This window comes from Marinitoga sp. 1138 (assembly GCF_013363265.1).
In the GTDB taxonomy this organism is placed as follows: domain Bacteria; phylum Thermotogota; class Thermotogae; order Petrotogales; family Petrotogaceae; genus Marinitoga; species Marinitoga piezophila.
Window position 1 is genome coordinate 1 of the sequence record NZ_LBFA01000014.1, and the last position, 25,380, is coordinate 25,380.

20 protein-coding genes are annotated in these 25,380 nt (G+C 29.0%); 7 read left to right on the forward strand and 13 right to left on the reverse strand.

Features of this window, described 5'->3' with window-relative positions:
* Positions 1-352: PD-(D/E)XK nuclease domain-containing protein (locus XO11_RS05165; protein WP_175418273.1), on the forward strand; the 352-nt coding region annotated here is incomplete at its 5' end.
* Positions 349-990 (forward strand): HAD family hydrolase, encoded by a 642-nt coding sequence (locus XO11_RS05170; RefSeq protein WP_175418274.1) that lies wholly within the window; start codon positions 349-351, stop codon positions 988-990. The genes XO11_RS05165 and XO11_RS05170, both read left to right, overlap by 4 nt.
* Before the next feature lie 32 nt (positions 991-1,022).
* Here the strand turns inward: XO11_RS05170 and XO11_RS05175 are convergent, their stop codons facing one another.
* The 7 genes from XO11_RS05175 to XO11_RS05205 form a co-directional block, all read right to left on the reverse strand.
* The gene (locus XO11_RS05175; protein ID WP_175418275.1) at positions 1,023-2,009 is read right to left on the reverse strand and encodes a LacI family DNA-binding transcriptional regulator; all 987 of its coding nucleotides are present in this window, start codon (positions 2,007-2,009) and stop codon (positions 1,023-1,025) included.
* 18 nt (positions 2,010-2,027) lie between these two features.
* Positions 2,028-3,500: a beta-galactosidase BgaS gene (bgaS, locus tag XO11_RS05180; RefSeq protein WP_175418276.1), complete on the reverse strand. Its 1,473-nt coding sequence runs from the start codon at positions 3,498-3,500 to the stop codon at positions 2,028-2,030.
* Between the two features lie 15 nt (positions 3,501-3,515).
* Positions 3,516-4,430, reverse strand: coding sequence for an ABC transporter ATP-binding protein (locus tag XO11_RS05185; RefSeq protein WP_014296528.1), 915 nt, complete (start codon positions 4,428-4,430; stop codon positions 3,516-3,518).
* Entirely contained in the window at positions 4,423-5,409 is a 987-nt protein-coding gene (locus tag XO11_RS05190) for an ABC transporter ATP-binding protein (protein ID WP_175418277.1), read from the reverse strand. Before XO11_RS05190 ends, XO11_RS05185 begins: the two co-directional genes overlap by 8 nt.
* Positions 5,410-5,414: 5 nt before the next feature.
* The gene (locus XO11_RS05195) at positions 5,415-6,278 is read right to left on the reverse strand and encodes an ABC transporter permease (RefSeq protein WP_014296530.1); all 864 of its coding nucleotides are present in this window, start codon (positions 6,276-6,278) and stop codon (positions 5,415-5,417) included.
* 1 nt (position 6,279) lies between these two features.
* On the reverse strand, positions 6,280-7,269 hold the full coding sequence (locus tag XO11_RS05200; RefSeq protein WP_014296531.1) for an ABC transporter permease: 990 nt from the start codon (positions 7,267-7,269) through the stop codon (positions 6,280-6,282).
* Between the two features lie 67 nt (positions 7,270-7,336).
* Positions 7,337-9,022, reverse strand: a complete 1,686-nt coding sequence (locus XO11_RS05205; protein ID WP_175418278.1) for an ABC transporter substrate-binding protein — start codon at positions 9,020-9,022, stop codon at positions 7,337-7,339.
* 214 nt (positions 9,023-9,236) lie between these two features.
* Between XO11_RS05205 and XO11_RS05210 the strand changes: the two genes are divergently transcribed.
* Both XO11_RS05210 and XO11_RS05215 read left to right on the forward strand, forming a co-directional pair.
* Positions 9,237-11,615, forward strand: coding sequence for a Lon protease family protein (locus XO11_RS05210; protein ID WP_175418279.1), 2,379 nt, complete (start codon positions 9,237-9,239; stop codon positions 11,613-11,615).
* Complete coding sequence (locus XO11_RS05215) at positions 11,603-12,532, forward strand: tyrosine-type recombinase/integrase (RefSeq protein WP_014296534.1); 930 nt, start codon at positions 11,603-11,605, stop codon at positions 12,530-12,532. The genes XO11_RS05210 and XO11_RS05215 overlap by 13 nt, the downstream gene beginning before the upstream one ends.
* Here XO11_RS05215 and XO11_RS05220 read toward each other — a convergent pair whose 3' ends face one another.
* From XO11_RS05220 to XO11_RS05240, 5 genes are all read right to left on the reverse strand, one after another.
* Positions 12,533-14,443 carry an HD domain-containing phosphohydrolase gene (locus tag XO11_RS05220; RefSeq protein ID WP_175418280.1) on the reverse strand — a complete coding sequence of 637 codons (1,911 nt, stop codon included), beginning with the start codon at positions 14,441-14,443 and terminating at the stop codon, positions 12,533-12,535. It lies immediately after the preceding gene.
* A 29-nt stretch (positions 14,444-14,472) separates the two neighbouring features.
* Positions 14,473-16,122 (reverse strand): methyl-accepting chemotaxis protein, encoded by a 1,650-nt coding sequence (locus XO11_RS05225; protein ID WP_175418281.1) that lies wholly within the window; start codon positions 16,120-16,122, stop codon positions 14,473-14,475.
* A gap of 77 nt (positions 16,123-16,199) precedes the next feature.
* Positions 16,200-17,210 carry a mannose-1-phosphate guanylyltransferase gene (locus XO11_RS05230; RefSeq protein WP_175418282.1) on the reverse strand — a complete coding sequence of 337 codons (1,011 nt, stop codon included), beginning with the start codon at positions 17,208-17,210 and terminating at the stop codon, positions 16,200-16,202.
* Entirely contained in the window at positions 17,207-19,885 is a 2,679-nt protein-coding gene (locus XO11_RS05235; protein WP_175418283.1) for a hypothetical protein, read from the reverse strand. Before XO11_RS05235 ends, XO11_RS05230 begins: the two co-directional genes overlap by 4 nt.
* Positions 19,886-19,939: 54 nt before the next feature.
* The gene (locus XO11_RS05240; protein WP_014296539.1) at positions 19,940-22,057 is read right to left on the reverse strand and encodes a hypothetical protein; all 2,118 of its coding nucleotides are present in this window, start codon (positions 22,055-22,057) and stop codon (positions 19,940-19,942) included.
* Between the two features lie 231 nt (positions 22,058-22,288).
* On the opposite strand from XO11_RS05240, the gene XO11_RS05245 reads away from it, so the two are divergent.
* On the forward strand, positions 22,289-22,945 hold the full coding sequence (locus XO11_RS05245; protein WP_014296540.1) for an HAD family phosphatase: 657 nt from the start codon (positions 22,289-22,291) through the stop codon (positions 22,943-22,945).
* 32 nt (positions 22,946-22,977) lie between these two features.
* Here XO11_RS05245 and XO11_RS05250 read toward each other — a convergent pair whose 3' ends face one another.
* Positions 22,978-23,475 (reverse strand): tellurite resistance protein TehB, encoded by a 498-nt coding sequence (locus tag XO11_RS05250; protein ID WP_014296541.1) that lies wholly within the window; start codon positions 23,473-23,475, stop codon positions 22,978-22,980.
* Between the two features lie 116 nt (positions 23,476-23,591).
* On the opposite strand from XO11_RS05250, the gene XO11_RS05255 reads away from it, so the two are divergent.
* On the forward strand, positions 23,592-24,209 hold the full coding sequence (locus XO11_RS05255; RefSeq protein ID WP_014296542.1) for a YigZ family protein: 618 nt from the start codon (positions 23,592-23,594) through the stop codon (positions 24,207-24,209).
* Positions 24,210-24,273: 64 nt separating this feature from the next.
* Complete coding sequence (gene alr, locus XO11_RS05260; RefSeq protein WP_175418284.1) at positions 24,274-25,374, forward strand: alanine racemase; 1,101 nt, start codon at positions 24,274-24,276, stop codon at positions 25,372-25,374.
* The last annotated feature ends 6 nt before the right edge of the window (positions 25,375-25,380 follow it).

Consider the following 25,380-nt stretch of genomic DNA (forward strand, 5'->3'; position numbering starts at 1 on the left):
TAGAATGTTCATGGGATTTGATGAAAAATATATAAAAATTTTGATGTATAGCTACTTAATATTAACACCATTTGCAATGGTAAAGATGGAGTATCCAGTAGAAGGCGGATATGTGGATATAGCAATGTTCAAAAGATATGAAGAAGTGCCATATGAAGCGATAATAGAAATAAAATACATAAAACAGAATGAATATACCGAAAGTAAATTCAAAGAAAAAATCGCTCAGGCAAGGGAACAGATAGAAAGATACAAAAAATCATACGAATTAAATTCAAAAAATGAGAGAATGAAAAAATACATAATAGTCTTTGTTGGGAAAGATGCTAAGTTTGTTGAGGAAGTGAAATGATGAAATACAAATATCTATTTTTTGATATGGATGGAACTTTGTTTGAAACATCAAGAGGAATTATATACTCACTACAAAAGGCTTATAAAATTAATAATCTAACGCCTTTACCTGAAGACAAAATAAAAAAATTAATAGGTCCTACACTTGATGAAATAATGAACATATTATTTGGTGAAGAAAATACAGAATTAAAAATGAAAGTACGAGAAGATTTTAGGATGACATATGCAAAAGAAGGCGTTTTTATGCTGGATTTATATCCTGAAGTAATGGATACACTGGAAAAATTATATTTCAAAAATAGAATAATGTACATAGTTACATCAAAACCAGAAATCTTTGCATCTCAAATTCTTGAGAAATTTAATATGTCCAGATTTTTCAAAAAAATATGTGGTGTGCCTTTAGATGGTAAAATTCCTCCAAAATCAGAACGTTTAAAAAATCTCATAATAGAAGAAAATATTCCTTTAAAAGAAGGATTAATGATCGGAGACACTTTAAGTGATGCAAAGGCTGCATGGGAAAACAATGTGGATTTTGCATGGATAAGTTTTGGTTTTGGCCATGAAAATGAAATTAAAAAATATGATTATAAAATAAATAATTTCTCTCAATTACTTAATCTAAAATAAATAAATATAGCTCTTTTGGGAATCCAAAAGAGCTATATTTGTTTTACCGAACTTCTTTTTATTAATTCAGTAGGAAGTATTATTCTGCGTTTCACTTTACTTCCTTTTCCTTCAATCCGTTCTATTATAAGTTTTGCTGCCATTTCACCCATTTCAAATCTTGGTTGCTTAATCGTTGTTAAAGGCGGATAGAGAAATTTAGAGTATCTGTCATCATCAAATCCTATTACAGAAACATCGTCAGGAATACTTAAACCACTTTCATATAATGCTCTCATTCCACCTAACGCATTTTGATCATTGGAAAAGAATATTGCCGTAAAGTTTTTCCCATATTTTTCAAGATGCTCTTTTATAGGATAATATCCCCCTTCAAATTCAAAGTTACCTTCTAAAACTGTTAACTCTAAGTTTTTCCGTTTTGCAAAATCCTTTACAGCTTGTTCTCTTTCATATGTTGAATATGTATTTCTACTTGCCTGAACAAATAGTATCTTTCTATGACCCATTTTATACAAATATTTTATTCCATTATAAGCAGATTGATAATTATCAATTCCAACAGAATCCACTTTTATATTAGAATCTTTTCTATCAACAGCTACAACAGGAATAGCTGTTTTTATTAACTTTTCTATATGTTCATCATCATTTTTTGTTGTACAAATTATTATTCCATCTACTCTTCTTGAAAAAAACTGCTCAAGGATTTCTTTTTCTTTATTTATTAATTGAGAAGTTGAACTAAGAAAGCTATCATAACCATTTGCTGTTAATTCAGTTTCTATTCCTTCTGCAATTAGATTATAATGATTTCCCCATAATGTTGGAACGAGAATTCCAACAAGATGATGCAACTTTCTTTTGGCAACTTGAGGTGGTTGATAATCATATTCTTTAAGTGCTTTAAGCACTTTTTTTCGTGTTTCTTCAGAAACATTATCAGCTCCATTTAAGACACGGGAAATTGTAGCAATTGAAATACCTATTTTCTTTGAAATTTCCCTCAAAGTTGCCATATTATCACCTCTTTTTTATCACAATAATTTATACGGATATTTTACATAATTCTCCATATAATCTGGAATTCCATTTTCCTGAATTATTTTTTGATATACAAGAAATCCCGGTTTTATTGTCCTCTTTTTACTTTCAAAATCAACATGCACAAGACCAAATCTTTTTGAAAATCCATGTGGCCATTCATAATTATCCATAAACGACCAATACATATATCCTCTTACATTTGCACCTTTTTTAATAGCATTATACACGCTATTAAGATGAGAAACAAGATAATATGGTATATATCTTCCTGTACTTTCTCCAATTCCATTTTCTGTAATAAATATTTCAGGAGAATTATAACGTTCATTTAATTTCAGAATTATTTTCTCAAGACCTTCAGGATATATTTCCCATCCCATATCTGAAACAGGTCTTCCTGATTTTGCTATACTTCCAGGGACACATGCATATCCATAACCTGGAACAACATTCCAGCCATATTTTCCTTCTTTTCTTACCACAATTCTTGTATAATAATTAATTCCAAGAAAATCTGTTTTCCCATCCATATCTTTTCTATATACATGATTATTGTTTATATTAAAATCCACCATTCCCTTAAATATCATATCTGTATATTGAAAATTAGAAAAATACATGGCTTTTTCTGCTGCTTCTTTATCGTTCTCTGTTTCTGGATCAGCCCATGAGAATGAATAAATAAATCCCACTGGTTTGTTGCTAATTCTTTTTATAGCGTCATATGCCCTACAATGTGCTTCAGCCTGGTGTTTCTGGCTTTTTTTGTAAAATTCTTCATTAATAATTGCAGGGGGGAATCCGGCCTTTGGCTGGGTATAGCCTAATGAAGATACTATTTGCGGTTCATTCATAGTAGACCAAAAATCTACATAATCATCAAGTTCGGAGGCTATAAACGCGGCGTATTTTGTAAATTCAACAACAGAGCGTTTTTCTACCCAGCCAAGAGGACCGTTATGTTCAAGATTCACCTTTACCGGGTCATGAATCCAAAGTGGCAATGTAAAATGGTTAAGATTTACCATTACTTTCATGCCTCTATCTTTTAAATCGCGTATCATTTCTTTATAATGTTCGAGGTTTTCCAAGTTCGCAATATTTCTTAATTGTTTAAGCGCATCTTCTGTAATCTCAACATCAATAATATCGTTATTATATTCATTCACATTAACTCGAATGCTTTCTGTTGAATCTGGAAATATTCTTGACCACTCGATACCCACTCTTACTATTTTTACACCTAATTCTTTCATTAAATTATGATCATTCTTATATAATTCCCAATAATTAGGACCATTCTCAGGAAAATCACCGCTTACAAGTCCAGCTGAAATTATTCTCTTATCGTGTACCCATTCATACCAATCGCTATTTTCATCGATTCCTGTTTTTCCACCCATTTCAAATTGAAAACCTGACATTGATATTCCAAAAAGAAAATCTTCATTGAATTTTAGCATAATTGCACCTCCAGGTTATTTTTTCACTTTAACATAATGATTTTTGCTAATAGCTTCATATATAGTTGATTTTTCTTTGTTTGCCTGATAATACAATTCTATTTCTTTTATTATTGTTTCCGGTATAAACTTTTCATTTTTATCCCATTTCCTGTCTATTTCTGGAACAGAATTAAGAAGCATTTTTGTATACGGATGTTGAGGATTGTTATATACTTCTACCGTATCCCCTTTTTCCACAATTTCGCCTTTGTACATTATTAATGTTGTATCACTGAGATAATATCCAAGCGAAAGATCATGAGTTATAAATATTATTGACATACCTGTTTTTTCACTAATTTCAGCAAGAAGATTAAGTACATCTATTCTTGTTGAAGCATCGAGCATACTGATTAATTCATCGGCAACAAGCACCTTTACATTCATCAACAAAGCCCTGGCTATTAACAATCTTTGCAATTGACCACCGCTCAATTGATGCGGATATTTGCCAAGGATATTTGTTGGATTCATTCCTACTTGTGAGATAACCTTTTCTATTTTTTCCTTTCTGTTTTTCTCCTCTGGAAAAAAGTTATCAAATATCATATTAAATACTCTATTTATTTTAAATAAAGTATTAAATGATGAAAATGGATCTTGAAATATAGCCTGAACATTTCTATAATATTCCTTCACTTCATTCTTTTTTAAATCCCATATATCTTTATTTTCAAATAATATCTTTCCAGATGTTGGTTTTAATAATCTGAGAATCATCTTTCCAACAGTGGTTTTTCCGCTTCCACTTTCACCAATAAGGGATATAATTTCACCTTTATTTATTTCAAAAGAAACATTGTTTACGGCTTTAAATCTCTTTTTTGAAAAAAAATCAAGATCAAATTCTTTCGTAAGATTTTCTATTTTCATTATTATTTCATTCATTGTTTTCACCTTCAATTTTTTTCCAGTTCCAGCAAGCTATTTGATGATCTGAAGATAATTCCTCTATTTTAGGCGTTTTTGTTTTACATATTTCTGTTGCATATGGACATCTAAATCTAAACCTACAACCTTCACCGATATTTAAAAGATTTGGTGGTGTCCCTTCTATACTGGTTAATTTCTTTTCCTTATATCTTATATTGCTTTTTGGTATGGAATTTACCAGTGCTTGTGTATATGGATGTTTTGGATTGTGCAATATTGTTTCTGTATCCCCAATTTCTGCAACCTGCCCTGCATACATAATCATTATTCTATCTGCAATTTGATTTAGCACAGCAACATCGTGTGTAATAAATATCATAGATTTTATTATTCCCAAATCTCGAAATTTAACAAGCATATCACAGACATATCTCTGGGAACTTACATCTAATGCTGAGGTTACTTCATCTGCTATTAAAAGATCTGGATCAAGTAATGTTGATATAACCATTATCATTCTTTGTTTCATTCCACCTGATAACTCAACAGAATATTTGTTTAATACACTTTCATCCAGATTAACAAGTCTAAGTCTCTCTTTCACCTTTTCAAAAAATTTATTATCTGGATTAATCCCATGTTCTTTTACAAGATCCGAAATAAATTTTTTTATTTTCTTAGTAGGGCTAAATGCATCCATTGCATATTGTGGAATTATAGAAATATCTTTAAACCTTATCCTTTTCATTTCTTTTTTTGATAATGCCATGAGATTTATCCCATTTAATTTTGCTTCACCAGAAATATAGTTCATAGGCGGTTTTAAAAGAATTAACCCATTCCCCAACGTACTTTTTCCACACCCAGATTCACCAGCAATCCCAAGAATTTCACCGGATTTTATATAAAAACTTACATCATCTATAGCTTTTACATAACCTTTTAAGGTTTTATAGTATATTTTAAGATTATTTACTTCAAGTACTTTTTCCATTATTATCACATCTCCCGTAATTTTGGATTAAATACTTCATCTAATCCCGTGTTTATAAAGTATAGTGACGATACGAGTAATGTAATTACAAGCCCTGGAATAATAGCCCACCACCACATTCCAAGTTGAACTGCATTCCAATCTCTGGCAATTTGCATCATTAAACCAAGTGAAATGCCTTTTGTCGGACCAAGACCTATAAAGTCCAATGTAACTGCTGATAATACTGCGCCAGCAAATTGAAGTATAAATACCATAAATATATATGAAAACATATTTGAGGCAATATCTTCAATTATGATTTTCCCTGTTGGTAATGAAGAAATTCTTGATAGATTGACAAATTCCTTGTTTTTTATTGACATAGTAAGTGATCTTATGGCTCTTGCTGTCCATGGCCAATTTGTAATACCAATAATGATACTTTCAAATACCATTCCTCTAAATGAAAGGTATGAAGAAATTATTATTAATATTGCAAGTGTCGGAATTACAAGCATTACATTTGTAAGCATCATAAGTAATTCATCTACCCATTTACCTTTATAGCCCGAAAGAAATCCAACAAATAATCCAATTATTGTAGCAAGTGTTCCACCAAAAAATCCAACAAAATATGAGCTCCTTAAACCATATACCAATTGTGTATATACATCATGACCAAAAATATCTGTACCAAGCCAATATTCCTTACCTGGCGGCATATATCCAGGACCTGCATATTCTAAAGGTCCATATTTTGACAAATGAGGGCCTACTAACCCCAACAGAAGAAAAAATAAAAATACAAAAAAACCAAATAAAACCTTTTTATTTCTAAGCATAAAATATAAGTAGTCATTATTCTTAATTTTTTCTTTTAATGTCATATCAAACCTCCTCGGTATATGAAAACCTTATTCTTGGATCTATAAATACATATATTAAATCAACTATAAAGTTTCCTAATAATACCATTATGACTATAAATAAGAAACAACCTTGAATAAGGAAATAATCCTGATTTTGTATAGCCTGCAACAATAAAAAACCTAATCCTGGATATGAAAAAACTGCTTCTGTTGTTAATGATCCCAGAATAATCGTTCCAAGTTGCAAAGCCAACCCTGTAACCTGAGGGAGTATTGCATTTCTGTATGCATATTTTCTTATCAATTTATCAGAAGCACCTAATGCTTCCATATATTTTGAATAATTTGAACCCATTTCATATATAATCATATTTCTCATACCAATAGCCCAACCACCTAGCATAACAAGAAATAGCGATAAAAACGGCAATGCAAGATGATATAAGAAATCAAGAATAAATTCAGATGAAAAACTTGGTGTCATTGTATAACTATATGCTCCTGATAGTGGAAATATTGGTATTACAAATCCTAAAAACCATGCCATTAACATTGCCATCCAAAAATATGGTGATGATGTAAGAAAAAAGAATATAGGGATTATACTATTGTCAGTCTTTTTATTAATAGCTGCCAGAGCACCAAGTTTATTACCTGCTATCCAGCTTAAAACTATGGCAGGAACTAATAAAAAGAAATCATATATAATAGATCCCTGTATTATATCCATTACTTTTCTTGGATAAAGAAAAACGCTAATACCCAGATCACCCTTAAATAATGCAACCCAGAAATTTATATATTGCTTCCATAATGGTTGATCTAAACCAAATGCTTTTGTAAAATATGAATTTAATCTTTCTGTTGCTTCAGGCAATCCAGCAAATCTTGACATTAATAGGGATATAGGGTCACCAGGCATAAACCTTGGAATAGCCCAATCTATGGAAACAGCAACAAAGAATGTTATTAAATATATGAAAACCTTTTTTCGTAAATATTTCCACATTATATTTCCTCCTGATTTTAATATTATGCCCCAACTCCATTAAAGAGTTGGAGCATAGTATAGAATTTTATTTTGCAGGTTTAAGTTTTAATATCATCATGCTTCCGCCTATTTGCCATCTTCCACTCCATAATGATGGCCATGCATATGGTTGATTTTCATCTGGATAATTTGTCCAGTATTTTTCACTTGCCTGGAACCACATACCGTTATACCAAACAGGAATTACTGGCATTTCTTCAAGCATTATTTTCTCTATTTCAGATGCAATTTTTTTGCCTTTTTCAAGATCCTTTGTTTTGTTAAATTCTGCTACTAAACTAAATAATTTTTCATTTTCATATCTTCCCCAGTTTCCACCATAGGCTTTTTCGTTCTTTATCTGCTGAGATTCAAATAACCAGTTGAAATATGTCCATGGTGTTGATGTTACATTACTTCCAAAGTTGTTTAATAATATATCGAATCCATCTGAATACATATCTTCTGCATATTTACTGTAATCAGGAAATTTTGGTTCTGTCTTTATTCCAATCTTTTCAAAATCAGCTGCAATTAATTTTATAGATTCCATCCAGTCTGTCCAACCAAAAGGAACTATAATTGTTAAACTGATTTTATCTCCGTTTGGCATTTCTCTGAAACCATCACCATCTATATCTTTGTATCCTGCTTCATCGAGTAATTTTTTAGCTTCTGCAGGGCTGTATTTAAATCCATATTTTTCAACAACATCTTTATCATAATACTTCATCCATGAATCAACAGGTAAAAATCCAACTGGATTTGCAGGTTCAACCTGATATTCAAAAACTCTTCTAATTATAGGAGCTACATTAATTGAATAAGCAAGAGCTTTCCTGAATTTTGGATCGTCCATAGGTTTTTTCTTTGTATTTAAGAATAATAATGCTGTGTTGTCTGATAACATATAAGGAGCATCTTTAAACCATGTTTTTATTCCATATATTCTTTTTATGGATGGAATACCTGGTAAGAAGAAATTACTTACATCAAGTTCGCCTTTCATTAGCATACCAAGAGCAACATTATTTGAGAATATCTTCAATTCAATCAATCTCTTTGGTGCAGGAAGTCCAAATACATCTTTACCCCACCAATTATCGTTTCTGACAAAAATCATTCTGTCATCTGTATGACTTTCTGCCATATACATACCTGAACCAATAGGATTTTCATTTGCCAATGACATTAAACTATCAACAGGATATTTACTCCATATATGTTCTGGGATTATTGCAATCTGATATAACTGATAATCCCATTCATGATATCTTGGTTCTGAAAATGTAAATAATACTTCGTAATCGCTAAGTTTTTCAACCTTATCTAACCAATTCCAGATTGATGCATATGGAATTCCTTTATTCTTTTTTGTGATTTCAAATGTAAATACAACATCATCAGCTGTCAATGCTTCACCATCTGTCCATTTTACGTTTTCTCTTAATTTTACATAATACTGATTATCGTTTTTCCAATACCCTTTTTCTGCTAACCATGGAACAAGTTCATTGCTTATAGGATCATAATTGAATAATGTTTCGTAAATTCCACCAATTGTTCCTGGAACAGCTGCCCATGGAACTAAAGGATTCCAGTTTGAAGGTGCGCTCCATAATCCTCCACCAAAGAAGAATGTTTCTTCTCTTTTAAATGTTTCACCAAACATACTTACTGCAAATACCAGAAGAATTGCAATAATACCCATTCTTTTAAGCCAGTTCTTCATAGATAATACCCCCTTTTAGATTGTCGTAATGTTACTATATCATGAAACTTGTTCCATGAAAAATAAGTAACTTGTTTCATATTTTGTTTCATGACTGATTAGATGGAAATAATTAATAAAATCTTATTAGTTTAGATGTTTTTAAAAAAACATTCAAGTTTTTAACATTGCAATGTATGATATAATTAATATATACTGTGATGGGGGTGTGAAAATGTTATTAAAGTATGATGATTTCAAAATTAAGATGCCTCAATTAAACTTTGAAAATACAGAAAATATCCAATCAATTACAGAATATATTGGACAAAAAAGAGCATATGATTCAATGATTCTTGGAATTGAAATAGAGGAAAAAACGCATAATATATTTATTACAGGTCCTGTAAATACGGGAAGACGAACCTTTGCAAGAAATGTGCTTACAAAATATTCCTTGAATAAGAAAACACCAAATGATTATATATATGTGTATAATTTTAAAGATCCAATGAAACCAAAGGCTATTTCTCTTAAATCTGGTGAGGCTATAATCTTTAAAAAGATACTTAAAGAGACCATAGAAATATCCTTCGAAGCTCTAAAAAAGGGAATAGAAGGTGAGGATTTTTCTGAAAAAAGAGCCCAACTCGAGGATGAATATTTAAAAGCAAGGAAGAATGTATGGGATGATTTGAAAAAAGAAGTTGAAAAGTTAGGATTTAAACTACAATTTACAACTAATGGAGCCATGACTATACCTGTTTATGAAGGAAAAGAGGTTACAGATGAAGAATATGACAAGCTTCCAGAAGATGTAAGAAATAGTTTTGAGGAAAAGACTCCTATATTAAGGCAATTAATGGAAAAGGCCATGATTAAAATTACCGAATACGATAAGAAATATAGGGAACAATTAAGGAATCTGGAAAAGTATTGGGCATTATTTACCATTTCAGGTATTTTTGAAGATCTCATTAATGAATACTCAACAAACTCGGATGTTATAGAATTCCTTAATGAGATAAAAAACGATATTGCAGAGAATTTTCAAGATATTTTATCAAGCGATGAGTCTATAACAAATTATTATAAGAAAAAATATTCAGTAAATGTCATAATAGATAATTCATCAATTAAAGGGGCTCCCGTAATTGAAGCCAATGATCCAGCATATTCTTCTTTAATTGGAAAAATAGAGTATTTTTCTCATATGGGAATGTTAAAGACGGATTTTACAATGATAAAACCTGGATTATTACATAAGGCAAATGGAGGTTATCTTATTTTAGATGCAGAAAAGGTAATGAGAAGTCCATACGTTTGGGAAGCTTTAAAAAATGCTTTGATGAATAATGAAATAAAAATAGAAAATCTTGAAGGTAAAATGGGATTAAGTGTTGTTCATACTTTAGAACCAGATCCTATTCCTCTTAATGTAAAAGTTATTCTCGTTGGAGAAGAATGGATGTATGAAGTGTTATACCAGTATGATCCAGATTTCAAGAAACTTTTTAATGTAAAGGTTGCATTTGACACAGAAATCGAATTAAATAAAGAAAATGCAGAATATTTTGCAGGTTTTGTAAAAAATATTGTGAAGCAACATGAATTAAAGGATTTTACAAAAGGCGCTGTTGAAGAATTACTAAAATATTCATGCAGGATAAATGAAAGAAACGATAGATTTTCCGCAAAGTTTGGTGTTTTAAAGAATATTATACTTGAAGCAAATTATATTTCTGATAGATATAGCGATACAATTCCGTATGTTGATAGAAATGCAGTAATTAAAGCTATACAAAAACATGAAAATATGTTTTCATTGTATAGAGACAAGATTTTTGATTCAATAAAAGATGGACAGCTTATTATTGATACAGAAGGTGAAAAGATTGGTCAAATAAATGGATTAACTGTTGTTGATTTTGATACGTATTCTTTTGGTGTTCCTGTAAAGATTACAGGAAATGTTTCTTCTGCAAAACAGGTAGGTGTTATTGATATTCATAGAGATGCAGATTTAAGTGGTAAGATACATAGAAAATCAACTTTTATTATAGAAAATTATTTTTATTCTAAATATAATCTTGATGAACATATGGTGTTTTCTGGTTCTATTAGTTTTGAACAGACATATTCCATGCTCGAAGGAGATAGTGCATCACTTGCTGAAATACTCGTTTTACTTTCAGCGATTTCCAAAATCCCGTTGAAACAGTATATTGCAGTAACAGGTTCCATAGATCAACATGGGAATATACAACCTGTAGGTGGAATAATAGAAAAGGTGGAAGGATTTTATTACACCTGTAAACTAAAGGGTTTAAAAGGTAATGAAGGGGTTATTATTCCTCATCAAAATATTAAAAATCTTGTTTTAAACAATGAAATAGAAGAAGATATTAAAAAGGGTAAATTTAGAATATATGCAGTAAAAAATGTTGATGAAGCTATTGAAATAATGACAGAATATACCGCAGGAAAATTAAATGAAAATGGTGAATTTGAGGAAAATTCATTTAATTGGCATATTATAAAAAGGATAAAGGAATTGAGAAAGATAGAAGATGAAAAATCACATAAGAAGAGGTTCTGGCTATGGGGGAAATAGAGAGAAAGGAAATAAATAAATTTGACGAGATATTGCTTGAATTCCTAGAAGAACTCGATGATGTTACCGAGGATACAAAAAAGCAATATACAAAATCAATAAAATATTTTCTGGATTATTTGAGAAAACACAATATTCCAAAGCCTACACCCAGGACTGTAAAGTCCTGGAAGGCTTATTTATTAAGGGAAAAAAGTCCTTATACTGTAAATTTGTATCTTTCTGGTATACGCCGTTTTTTTGCATTTCTCGAAGATAAAGGGTTATATAAAAATATTGCTAAAAATGTAAAAGGGGCTAAAAGACCTTTTGGGCATCAAAAGGATATCTTAACCGATGAAGAGATACGAGAAATCTTTGATGCTATAGATACGTCAACGCTTAAAGGAAAACGCGATATGGCTATTATAAAAATGATGGCATACACAGGGTTGAGGGTTTATTCTCTTACGCAAATTCGAATTAAAGATATGGTTAAGAGAAATAATAAAGTGTTATTGCATTATAAATCCAAAGGACACGTTAGCAGAGACTCTGTTATTGCATTGCATAAGGAAGTATATGAAAGTATAAATGACTATTTAAAAGAAAGAAAGAAGGTCAAGAAGTATAGACCTTCTGACCCTCTTTTTATTTCATTATCAAGAAACTCCTTTGGTAAAGCTCTTACAGAAAGAGCTATACAACTGATTATAGATGGATATTTTGATGAATTGGGCTTAAAGGAATTTAGAGGAAACAAAAAACTTTCTGCCCATTCCTTTAGACATACTGTTATTACAAAGGTTGCTCTTAACTATGGAATAGAAGCAGCAAGACAAATCGCCGGTCATAAAAATATTTCTACTACACAAATCTATTATCACGAAGCTACATCTGTAGCTCTTGATGCAGATGAAATGATAGATTTTGAATAATTAAATTTCTCCTTCTTTCCATAATTGTATAAATACCTTTACTATTTCTGGCGAAAATTGTTTTCCTGCATTTTCTTCAATTTCTTTTATAGCTATTTCAATATCAAGCGGATTTCTATAAGACCTTCTTGAACGCATGGCATCCCATGCATCTGCAACAGATATTATCTGAGACATTATTGGTATTGCTTCACCCTTTAATCCATCAGGATATCCCTTACCATCCCATCTTTCATGATGATGTCTAATTGCTATTGCAATTTCGCTAAGGCTTTCTGATTTTATTAAAGCATTATATCCATATTCTGGATGTTTCTTTATATATTCATACTCTTCTTCTGTTAATCGGGATTTTTTATTTAATATTTCAATAGGTATTAAAAGTTTCCCAATATCATGCAGCAATCCTGCCCAATAAATCTTTTTTATAAACGGTTTCCCAAATCCCATTTTTTCTGCAATTTTTTTGGATAATTCTGCTACGTTTTTTGAATGATTTTTCGTATATTCATCATGCAATTCAAGGAAAGAAATAAGAGATTTAATAATATCTTCTCTAAATCTTTCTTCAATATCAGCTTCATTTTTTATCTTAAAGAATGTAGTTGCAAGAATTTTAAATGATTCTATTAACTCATTGAGACTTTCTGTATTAATTTCATCTTTTTTGAAATAAAGGGTTATTATATATGAAAGATTGATATTTAAATTAATTGGTATATCCAACGAATAAACTTCATTTTTGTTAATATTGTTTATCTGTAATCCTTTTTCAAATATTGTTTTTTCTTCATCATTTTCTATTTTTAATATTCTTCCATGGACTATTCCTGGAAAAACAAAATCGAGTATCTTAAAAAGTTCTTTGAGATAATTATCCTCCGATGTATATTCTTCTCTTCCAAGATCTGATATAGCTTTGATAATTAATTTTAAAGAGTTTTGTAGCTTTTCGTTATGAAGATAAAGTTCTTCCAGCTCTTCATTTTGCGATGAGATCTCCTCATTTAATGATTGTAATTCTTCATTTTTTTTCTGTAATTCAAGATTTAACTTCCTCAGTAACATTGTACGTCTTTCTACCAGTTTTAAAAGAACTAAATGGTTTATTATCAAAAATACTATAATCAACATTGAAAATAAAATAAATATTTTTAGCCATCTTGGAACAACCGGTTCATCTTGCACATATAGATATTTATTTATTACTTCATAATATTTAGAATCTGTATCTTCCTTTAATTTTTTTAATTCTGTATCAATGAGATTGGCTATATATTCTTTTTCCGGATAATCCTTTCTAAAAGCTATCATTACCTTTACAGGGAAAAATATTATATCTGTTGGCGAAAGATTGTATTTTTCCGCATTTGTTAATCCAAAAGCTCTGTTAACCACTCCGGCATCTATCTGAGATTTTGATAATGCCTTAAAAATATCCTCATATGTATTAAATTCAACATATGATACATCTATATCAAAATTTTTAAGCAACTCTTTTAATCCCTTTTCTTTATCTTCGTAAAAGATATCACCTTTTAAAACGCCTATTTTTTTATTTTTTAAATCAAACATATTATGTATATTAGAATTATGATTTGTATAAACTACAGCCCAATCCGAAATAAAGGATTCCTTATTAAAATAAAAATGCTTAGCCCGTTCTGCCGAATAGGCAATACAGGCTATAGCATCTATTTCACCATTATTCAATTTTTTTAAAAGATTTGAAAACGTATCCATTTCATAATTATGTTTAACATTATTTTGAGTAAGGATATAATCAATTAGCTCTGGAAATATCCCCGTTTCTTTATCTATTATTTTTGGCGGATTATGATAAATCCCTATGGTTAATCCAAAAGATATTAGATTTATTAATAGGAATATATACAATAAAAGCCTCTTCATTCTTCACCATCCAATTCATTGTAATTTTATCAATTCAATTTAAATTGATTCACTATGTCCATTAACCTATCAGCGAGCTTTGTCATACTATTTGCTTCTGAGGTAACATTTTCTATGTTTGCCATTTGTTCTTCAATTGAGGCATTTATTTCCTGAGTAGAAGCATTTATATTTGTTGTCATTTCTGACAATTCTGTCATTGCTGTAGCTATTTCATCAACAGCAGCTGTTTGTTCCTGAACACCTGCTGCAATACCTTCAAGTTTTTCTGTTATTTCTTTTATAGCACTTAATATCTCTTTTAGATTTTCTCCTGCTTCATTTGATAATTGAGAACCTTCTGCAACCTTTTCATTTACAGTTTTTGAAACATCTAACGCATCATTTGAAACATTGATTATTCCATTTACAACCTCTTTTATTTCATCTGCAGCCTTTCTACTTTCTTCTGCCAATACTCTAATTTCATCAGCAACAACTGCAAAACCCTTTCCTGCTTCTCCAGCTCTTGCAGCTTCAATTGCGGCATTTAATGCAAGAAGATTTGTTTGTTCTGCAATATTTGAAACGGTGTCTACAAAATCATTAATCATCGTAGCGCTGTCATTAAATTCTCTTACTACTTTATCAATTTCTTTAGATATCTCTGTTATTTCAGCCATTTTATCTATAGCTTGTTTAACAGTTTTTCCCGCATTTTCTGCGCGTTCTGTTGATACATGACCAAATTTTGCTGCTTCTGTGGCACTATCTGCAATTAACTTAGTAGCAGAAGAAATTTCTTCAACTGAAGCTGTTGTTTCCTGAATTGACGCTGTAGAATTTTCCATCTCTGTAGCTATATTATTTACAGCAATTGTGATTTCCTGCAATGCTTCACTTGATAAATTCATAGCATTTACTATCTCTTTCATTGATTCTGTAAGTGATGTACTTTCCTGTTTTAACTGTATCATGTCTTTTTTCAATTGATCATGCATAGATCTAAATATTTCAATTAATCTTCCAAATTCACCTTTATCTTTAATTTTTGGAATTTCAACTGTATAATCCTTTCTGGATAATCTTTCTGCATAATTCATTAATATTTTCAATGGTGTCAATATTGATTGTATTATAATGAATGCCAATCCTGCTCCAAAAATCAAAGACAATACAACTAAAGTTATTCCTATTTGCTTGGCTTTGTTAAGAGAGTTAGCATTCTCTGATGTTATCTTATCTACATCACTTTCTATAGCTTTTTGAAAATTGGAAAAGCTTTCAATTACTTTATTACCAATCTCTTTAAATTCAGAAATTCTTGAAAGTAATTCTTCTTTAGAATTAATAGAATTCAAAAATGATGCATATTCATTTAGTTCTTTTAATAAACTTTCCTTTAATGTTGAATCTGTTTTAATGTTTTTTAATTGCGAAATTAATGAATTTATTTCTTTTTTAGCTGTATTAAAAGCTGTTTCGTCATTAAACGCCAGATATTCTGCAAGTAATTTTCTTACTTCCATAAACTGTGTAGAATAATGCCCGATTTCCTTCATTGACTTTACATAATTTTCTGCAAGATTCTTTTCGTTACTATCAATTACTGAAAATGAATAATTGCTCACCATAAATAATACAAATTGAGAGAATAACAATATTAATACCAGTAACCATATTTTTGAACGCAACTTCATAATTCATCCCCTCCTTTGAGCATATATACATTTTATATTTATATTATATCATACTTTTAGTTATAAAAAGGACAGGATTAAAACCTGTCCTTTTCTTTAAGCTGTTTTACTATATCTCTAATTTTATTTATTTCAGTTTCTTTAGATATTAACAAACCATTTTCTGTATCAATTACTATTATATTTTCCAGACCTACAATACCTACATTTTTATTGGATTTTACAAATACATTTTTGCTATTTACAAGATATACATTATCCTTATTATCTGAATATCCTTCCATTTCACGAACTGAAACCCAATTCCCCACATCTGACCATTCAAATTCTGCTTTTACTGTATATACATTTTTTGATTTTTCCATTAGCGCATAATCTATACTTATCTTTTCAAGTTTTGGATATTTTTCTTTTATCTCATCTATATTATACGGATTTACATCCTTTAAGACTTCAAAGGTTTTGTGATGGTTCAACTCCATTTCTTTTATAAACACACTCTTCTTCCAGATAAACATTCCACTATTCCAGAAATAATTTCCTTTTTTGAGATATTCTACAGCTGTATTGAAATTAGGTTTTTCTTTAAAAGATGAAACCTTCATTACTTTATCTTCCAGCAATTCTCCTGACTCTATATATCCGTATCCTGTTTCTGGTCTTGTTGGCATTATTCCAAGGGTTATTAGACCATTATATTCTTCAGCTGCTTTCACTGCTAAATCCACTGTTTTCCAGAACTTTTCTTTATCCGGAATATAATGATCTGCTGGAAGTATAAAAACAACTTCATTTTCATCTGCAACAAGTGTTCCTAAAAAACATGCTGGTGCTGTATTTTTAGCAATTGGTTCAAGTATAACATTTTTTTCTGGAATTTCAGGTAATTCTTTTATTGTCTGTTCTTTATACTTTTCACCTGTTACAACAAATATATCTTCTGGGGATAATTTAAATTGTAATCTTTCAAATGTTTCTCTAATTAAGGATTTTTCAGAAAATATTTTTAAAAATTGCTTTGGTTTTTTAGACGTACTTAATGGCCAGAATCTTTCTCCTGAACCACCTGCAAGAATTATTGCTTTCACTGATTTGCCTCCTTCTCCATTATTACTTTTCCCCTCTGGAATATTTTTCCTCTTTCATCTATCCAACTTTTTTCTTTATTCCCATCAAATACATTTTTTATTTCTGTATTTTTTAAATATATATTATTTATCCCTTCAATATATATATCATATTCATTTTGCAAAAATGTTGAATTTAATATGAAGAATTTTTCTTCTAATGTATTGTCAAATACAAAAACTGCTCTTTTTGAATTTCTAAATTCTGAATTTTCAATATTTAAAGGCGTTTTATATATGTCCAATGAAACTATATTGTTTATAAAATCTGTATTTATCACAGAGATTTTCATATCTTTATATGATTTTATTGATTTAAAATTATCCTTAAACATAGATTGTATAATACTTATATTTGAATTAAATGATTTTATTGCATATTTGCTATTAATAAAATCTGTAAACTTAATCAATAATTGAGAATCATGAATTTCTATATCTGCTTTTTTGGAATCAGCAATAGATAAGTTATAAAGATATACATTTGAATTGTATATATTAAAACCAACTTCATTATCAAAAAGCAGCGAATTTTTAAATTCTATTTTTGTGTTAATTATATCAAGACCCTTTTTATTTTCTGAAATTAATATATTATATAATAACCCTGTTGAAAGACCTTTTGAATATATTCCTGTAATACAATTTTTTATTGAAATATTATATAATTCAAATTTATCTGTTGTTGGGAAAATACCAATATTTGCATTATATATATCTACATTTTTTAATTCTGAGCTTTTCAGTATCACTCCTTCAAATTTACTGGATAATGCGTTAAATATCACCTTACTTTTTATGGTTTTGAAATTAAGATTTTTTATAGTGACTTTTTTATCTGGAAATAAATATATTTTTACAATGCCATCTATTATTGTATTATTTAATTCAATATCATTTCTAAATATATATGGAGATTGACTTTCTAAAAGTGTTTGTGGAACGGTTGTATATATTTTTTTGTGATACATAAACTTATCTTTTAATTTTATAGAAATTTCTTTTGTTTTGATGTTTTTAAATTCCCTCCATATAATCATTGTCGCAGAATTAGTTAATTCTTGAGGTGATATATTTACAATATATTTATATCCTTCAAATTTTCCGGTATATATATTGTTTTGAGTAATTATTTTATAATTATTATCTTTTGAATAATTTTTAAGAGTTATTTCAAATTGTCCTATTCCAATATTTTTTATTGATTTTATTATAGGCGTTGATGGTGGAATTGTTTTTGAATATATTGTTTTTTGATGTTGTTTATCTATATATACAACAAAATGATATTCTTTTTCAGGAGAAAAATTAGAAAAGGTTATATTGCTTATTTTATTTAAATTAAAAAGAGAGATTATATTATTCTCATTATCCTTTATCACTAATTTTGGATTTTCTGATATTCCAATTTTTTCAACCTTTATCTGGATAAAATTATTTTCATCTATAACCTTATATTCCGGGTACAAATCCAGATTAATACTTAATGGTTTTGATTTATTATTAAATTTATCTATAGCTATTAGTGTTGCAACTGTCGATTCTGTTTCAAATTCAAAATTATTTGTGTTAAATGTATATGTACTTTCATCTGTAAACAACATATAATGAGCATCTTCATTAGTTACAAGATTAAGTTCATATATATTATTTGCATACTTTATCTTATAATCTGAAATTTTCGGAGGTACAGTATCGACATAAACATCTACCATCCAGAATACATTTTCTAAAAGCTCTATTTTTAGTTTATTTTTCCCTTCCTTCAATAAATCTGGCGAAAATTCCTTGCCATTTATATATATTTTCTTATACGGAAAATCAAAAGATAATTTTTTTGTATTTATATAATTATTTATTTCTGGTAATTCGGGCTTTACTATATTGTATTGCTCACCTTTATATCCACCAGAAAATACAGGAATTATTGTATATTTTATACTTTTAGATGTAGTAATATCTTTAAATGTTGTATTTTCAATAGTTTCAAAAAAATCGCCATTTTTGTATATTTCAAATTTGATAGGTTTTAATTCATTATATTCAAGATTAAATGAAACTATTGTAAAATTATCGATATTTATTTCATGAGAAATTATCTTTGAAATTGGCGCAGAAATCTTAAAATTTTTGGAATATGCTGAATTCCCTGAAAAAATCGCCTCAGCATTCAATATTCCACTTGCATATGGTGAAATATATAATGAAAAATTTGATAATGTAGTTGTATATTCCTTATTATCAAATGAAATCTTCCAGAAATCCGGTTGATAATATTTATATGAAAATTCCAGGGATAATCTGTCAACATCGCTTCGATATAATTCTATATGAAAATCCGATTTCGGTAATACAATATTTTTTTCAATACACTTGAAGTTAAAATAAGGAATTTCTATATAAAAATTTTTAATAATCTTTCCCTTAAAATATATCTCCCCATTATACTTTCCTGGCAATAAATTCATCTCCATCTTCTTTGACGAAGTTAAATATTTATCATTAACTTTTACCTTTAAATCTTCCACATTAATAAATCCAGGAAATTCAAGGGATATAATAACTTTTGAAGGCTTAAATAAAAGCCCTATTATTAAAATTAATACCAAAAAAACTATAATGATAGTTTTTTTCATATTTTACCTCCAGGAAAAAAAGGAGCCGAAGCTCCTTTAATTTAAATTTAAAAGTTATATTTCTTCGGCAATTATATATACAATTTCAAGTTGTTTTTCACCTTTTTTATCCTTCTTTACAGAAACCTGGAACCATAACAATAAGTCTCTTAAATATTCTTTTGAATCATTTAAGAATAAGTCTTTACCCTTGCCATTTATCTTTCCGCTTTTAATTGTTCCGTCTTTATATTTAACATATACAATTGCATCATCTGCATATTTAAATGGTTCTACAAATTTCTGGGTAAATAATCTATGTGTTGCCGGTTCAAACGAAACTAACTTTCCACCATAAAATGTCCAGAAGAAAATATTCATATCTTCAGGTCTTTGGATAAATTTTTCTTCTACAATGTCAAGAGTTATTCTTGCATCTGGAACAAAATAGGCTTTATCGGAAATTTTCATATCATTTAATTTATCTTTCACTTCATTCCAATAATCCAGAAAATCTGTATTTTCTGTATAATCAACCTTTTCATAACCATATTGATAGTATTCAAGAAAGTCTTTAAGTGATTTAAATGTTGCATAATCGCGTTTAACGTTTAATCTATCTTTAGTAAAGTAATATGCTATATTTCCATTTATATAATCATTTTTAATTACTTTATTTCTATAAATATAATCAACTTCTGTATTAAACATTACACCTATTCCAGCTGGAACCTTTGAAGCATTAACCTCTTTGAACAATACTTTATATTTTTCAGGAATACCTTCAAACCCATATTCTGCCAATTTTTTCATCATTTCTATTGTATCAACATTTACTGTATACCATTTAATTTTGAAGGAATCTGGATTGGCAATTTTAAATTTATTTGTCAATTTTAAAGTCACAGGAAGCTTTTCATTTTTTCTGGTTGGTTTAAAAACATGAGAGATATTTTTAATCCATATTTCATTTCCATTTTTTTCAATTGTACCAAAACTTGAAAACTCAAATTTTTTACTATTATTATCAACAGTAGCAAGAGACTTATATCTTAGCGCAAAGTCTTTTCCATCAAATATTTCTTTCTTATCCCATTTTAGCCTTTTGCTTACATATGTATTTTCTGCAATATTTTCAACATAGAATTTTTTATGCAAATAAATCTTTGAATTATCCAATGTAATTATTTCATTGCCATTATCTATATTAAACTTTATTATATCATTTGAAAGATTATATGGCTCAAGTATTTTAATTTTTCCGCTATTTGGTTTTAATGGTTCAAATAATGCATATTCCCCTTCTAATGATTTTTTAGGAAGATAAGAAATCATGTTATTATACGTTCTTACAGGTATTTTTGCATTATCCGGTATTTTAACTGGAGCCTGTGTAAATAAATATGAAACCATTGTATAAAAATATGCTCTTGAAACAAGGGTATATGCATCTATCTTAGTTGTTTGATCAAAATACTTTATTAAAGGAACTATTTTTCCTTTATCATTTGTTAAGAAGTATTTTTCAAAAACTGTTAAATATCCTGCTTCAGCCGGTGATTGTATTCCTGTATATACACTTAATCTTCTATTTAACTCTTCTGCGTATGTCACGAGATTTTTAGATGAAGTCATGGGAATATACGGACCAAAGCTCCAATTATTTTCAAGGGCTTTTAACGTAAATATCTTAACAAAATACTTTATCATATCCAACTTTGTTATAGTATTTAATGGGTTTATAGAATCAAATAATGGTACTCCAAGCTTTTTTATAAAATAATTATTCATATATTCCATATATCCAAAATCTCTTGAAAAATCGTATCCATCATTAACATATAATTTCTCCAATTTTGATTTTACATCTTCAAAGGTTGGAGAGGATAATGGAAAATCCTTTAAAATTTCATCTTCAACGCCAAAAATTCTTGCTGCTACCACTGCAACTTCAACTTCTCTAACGGCATCTTCAGGATAAAAATTATATGAAAATCTTGAATCAAGCATTTTAAAATTAGTTTCAGAATCTATATTTTCGTATATAACCGTTTTTAAAGCATCTCTTACAAAATTTTGATAATCTTTTATTGAATCATCAATATTAAAAAACAAAAGTGGTTGTTTTGGTGAATTCACAGCTAAAACCAACACACTTAACATAAGCAATGCTAAAACAAAAATCTTCTTCATACAGGTCCCTCCTTGAATATTTTTATGTCAGAAATAATATCGTCTAAATTATATCATAATATTACAATTCGAACAAATTTTTTTCAAATTTTATATAAAATACGAATAATTTATCACTTGATATATTAATTTAAAGTTAAATGAAGGTGTCTTTTTTTACAAAAAAGCGATTGTTATATGTTTTTTTTTATGATATAATACTACTATAATATTTTCATTCAGGAGGCGTATATGAAGAAGTATGTAGCTTTTTTTGATCTCGATAAAACCATTCTTGATACTTACAGTCCAAAACTATATTATAAATATGAAATAAAGCATGGAAAATTCCCATTATGGAAATACTATAAAATGGGAATTTATACTATATTCTATAAAATGGGAATTGAAATAAAAGATATGGAAACAATGGTTAAGGAAATGGCTATGAAATATAAAGGACAAAATGCCGAAGAAGCTTTTAGTTTCGCAAGACAATGGTTTGAAGAAGATGGCAAATATCACATAAGAGAAAGCATAAAAGAAGAAATAGAATTTCATAGATCAAATGGCGCTTATCTTTCTTTAATTTCTGCTTCACCAGACTCTCTTGTGGCACCTTTTGCAGAATATTTGAAATTTGACGATATGATCTGTACAAAAACTATTGTTGAAAATGGTATTATTACCGGAGAAATAGGAACATATATGTATGAAAAAAATAAGGTTATAGAAGCTAAAAAATTATGCGAAAAAAACGGCTTTGATATTAAAGATGCATATTTCTACAGTGATTCCATTTCCGATTTACCGCTTTTGGAAACAGTGGGAAATCCTATATGTGTTAATCCTGATCTTAGATTAAAATGGATTGCTAAAAAACGAGGTTGGAGAATTATATATAAATAAAAAAAATCGGGCATTTTTATTGCCCGATTTTTTTACCAGATATTCAATCTAAATCCCTGAATATCTTCGTCTGTACTTTCAAATTCCTCATCTTCTATTCTTTTATATTCCCAGTCAAATAAGGTAAAGTAAATTTTCCCTTCTTTACATTCTGTAAATACAGAAGGTAAAGTATCTTCTTCATCTTCTTCACTCATTGCCTCAACGATGAATGAATATGCGTTTGCATCTGTAATTTCTGCTATATCTTTCAATAATTTCACAGCATTATCAAATTCCAGATCACTTTCAAATGAAAACGGAAATGGGATTGGAACATCCATTGCATTAATATCATAATCTTCAAGCATTTCCTTTAAATCTTCTGCATAATCATAATCATATTCTCCAACCTTCTCAATAACCTTTTTAGTTGTTTCTTCATTTAATGATGTCCATAACATCACTGTAGGATGAATATGATCTCCATGAAATATTCCATCTTTTGCACCTTCTATTGCTGCTTCATGATAATTTTTACATTCTGCCATAATAACACCTCATATCTCCTGAATTTTCTACGTTTTGATTATAACACTCTTTTTTTAATTTTTTATAAAATTAATAATAGGTTTATGATATAATAAAATCGAATTTTTATAGCGAGGTGATTGAAATTTACTATTCAATATTAAAACCTGTTGAAGTATCCATTAAAATAAAACGTTCTGAATTTATTGGAAATATTAAAAAAGTTAATTCCGAAGAAGAAGCAAAAGCATTTATAAAAGAAATATCTTCAAAATATAAAAATGCCACACACAATTGCTGGGCATACAAAATTTCTGAAAATAAATTCAATTATTCCGATGATGGAGAACCATCTGGAACAGCAGGAAAACCAATATTTGGAAAAATAGAAAAATTTAACCTTTCAAATGTTGCTATTGTTGTGACCAGATATTTTGGTGGAGTAAAATTAGGAGTTCGTGGTTTAATTGATGCATATTCTGAAACAGCTGAGAAGGTTATAATTGAATCAAAAATAGCAAAATATATAGATTTAAAAATATATAATGTAATCACTGATTATTCTAAATACGCAGAAATAGAAAGATTATTAAAAAGATTAAATGGCTGGAAAATAATAAATAATACATTTACAGATAAAGTATCTTTTGAAATAGCCATTGAAGAAGAATATGAAAAAGATATTGTTTCTATATTATCCCAAAAAGGTGAGATCAATTATTTAAGAATAGAAGAAGTTGGTAAAGAAGTATGATATAATTCAATTTGAAAGGCAATTCATATTATACAAAATATATATATAAGATTGGGGGAATATTATGTTTGATAGAGGCACATACACAGAGATTAATATTTCCAATTATTTGTACAACATAGATTTAATTGAAAAAAAAGCTGGAACAAAAGCAATACCGGTATTAAAAGCTAACGCTTACGGACACGGGGCTATTCCTCTTGCAAAGGCATTGGTTAAAAGAGGAGTTGATATGATAGCTGTAGCCTTTTTAGGAGAAGGAATAGAAATTAGAAAAAGTGGTGTTAATATACCAACACTTGTATTCAATTATGTTAAACCTGAATATATAAAAGAAAATATGGAAAATTTCATCTATACACTTGGCTCCATTGAACAGCTCAATGGACTTATTGAATATTTTGGAAGCGATATTAAAAAAATTGATTTTCATATAAATATAAATACAGGCATGAACAGAATGGGTTTTAAAAGAGAAGAAATAGACTTTCTCATTAAACAAATTAAAAAATATGATTTGAATATAAAGGGGATTTATTCCCATTTTGCAACAGCAGATGCGCTTGATGAATTTGTAAAAGAACAATATTATAATTTTATTTCCGCTGTAGATTATATTGAAGATAATGGAATAGAATTGCCAATAAAACATATATGTAATTCAGCCGCAGCTCTATTCTTTCCGGAATTTGCACATGACTATGTAAGACCAGGAATTGCAACATACGGATTACAACCTTCAGATATAGAAAAAGAGGAGGGATTAAAACCTGTATTATCCTGGAAAAGTGTTGTTGCAAAAAGAGGTGTTTTAAAAGCTGGAGAAAGTGTAAGTTATGGCAGAACATATTTTGCAAAACAGGATATACCAATAGCCACAATACCTGTTGGATATGCTGACGGATATTTTAGGCAACTTTCAAACAAGGGATATGTATTGATTCATGGAAAAAAATGTAATATAATAGGGAGAGTCTGTATGGATCAATTTGTTGTAGAAACAACAAATGTAGAAAATATAAACCTTGGCGATGAAGTTATTTTAATAGGAGAACAAAACGGAAACAAAATCACAGCTGAAGAGCTGGGAAACTTAGCTGAAACTATAAATTACGATATTACTTCAAAAATAACCTGGAGAGTACCAAGGGTATATATAGACTAGGAGGAA

What these genes read in the sequence shown, in the direction of transcription:
- XO11_RS05205 (WP_175418278.1), bottom strand. Translation starts at nt 9,022, where the DNA reads ATGAAGAACTGGCTTAAAAGAATGGGTATTATTGCAATTCTTCTGGTA.
- XO11_RS05210 (WP_175418279.1), top strand. Translation starts at nt 9,237, where the DNA reads ATGTTATTAAAGTATGATGATTTCAAAATTAAGATGCCTCAATTAAAC.
- XO11_RS05250 (WP_014296541.1), bottom strand. Translation starts at nt 23,475, where the DNA reads ATGGCAGAATGTAAAAATTATCATGAAGCAGCAATAGAAGGTGCAAAA.
- XO11_RS05225 (WP_175418281.1), bottom strand. Translation starts at nt 16,122, where the DNA reads ATGAAGTTGCGTTCAAAAATATGGTTACTGGTATTAATATTGTTATTC.
- XO11_RS05200 (WP_014296531.1), bottom strand. Translation starts at nt 7,269, where the DNA reads ATGTGGAAATATTTACGAAAAAAGGTTTTCATATATTTAATAACATTC.
- XO11_RS05245 (WP_014296540.1), top strand. Translation starts at nt 22,289, where the DNA reads ATGAAGAAGTATGTAGCTTTTTTTGATCTCGATAAAACCATTCTTGAT.
- XO11_RS05170 (WP_175418274.1), top strand. Translation starts at nt 349, where the DNA reads ATGATGAAATACAAATATCTATTTTTTGATATGGATGGAACTTTGTTT.
- XO11_RS05240 (WP_014296539.1), bottom strand. Translation starts at nt 22,057, where the DNA reads ATGAAGAAGATTTTTGTTTTAGCATTGCTTATGTTAAGTGTGTTGGTT.
- XO11_RS05175 (WP_175418275.1), bottom strand. Translation starts at nt 2,009, where the DNA reads ATGGCAACTTTGAGGGAAATTTCAAAGAAAATAGGTATTTCAATTGCT.
- bgaS (WP_175418276.1), bottom strand. Translation starts at nt 3,500, where the DNA reads ATGCTAAAATTCAATGAAGATTTTCTTTTTGGAATATCAATGTCAGGT.
- XO11_RS05220 (WP_175418280.1), bottom strand. Translation starts at nt 14,443, where the DNA reads ATGAAGAGGCTTTTATTGTATATATTCCTATTAATAAATCTAATATCT.
- alr (WP_175418284.1), top strand. Translation starts at nt 24,274, where the DNA reads ATGTTTGATAGAGGCACATACACAGAGATTAATATTTCCAATTATTTG.
- XO11_RS05195 (WP_014296530.1), bottom strand. Translation starts at nt 6,278, where the DNA reads ATGACATTAAAAGAAAAAATTAAGAATAATGACTACTTATATTTTATG.
- XO11_RS05215 (WP_014296534.1), top strand. Translation starts at nt 11,603, where the DNA reads ATGGGGGAAATAGAGAGAAAGGAAATAAATAAATTTGACGAGATATTG.
- XO11_RS05185 (WP_014296528.1), bottom strand. Translation starts at nt 4,430, where the DNA reads ATGAATGAAATAATAATGAAAATAGAAAATCTTACGAAAGAATTTGAT.
- XO11_RS05235 (WP_175418283.1), bottom strand. Translation starts at nt 19,885, where the DNA reads ATGAAAAAAACTATCATTATAGTTTTTTTGGTATTAATTTTAATAATA.
- XO11_RS05190 (WP_175418277.1), bottom strand. Translation starts at nt 5,409, where the DNA reads ATGGAAAAAGTACTTGAAGTAAATAATCTTAAAATATACTATAAAACC.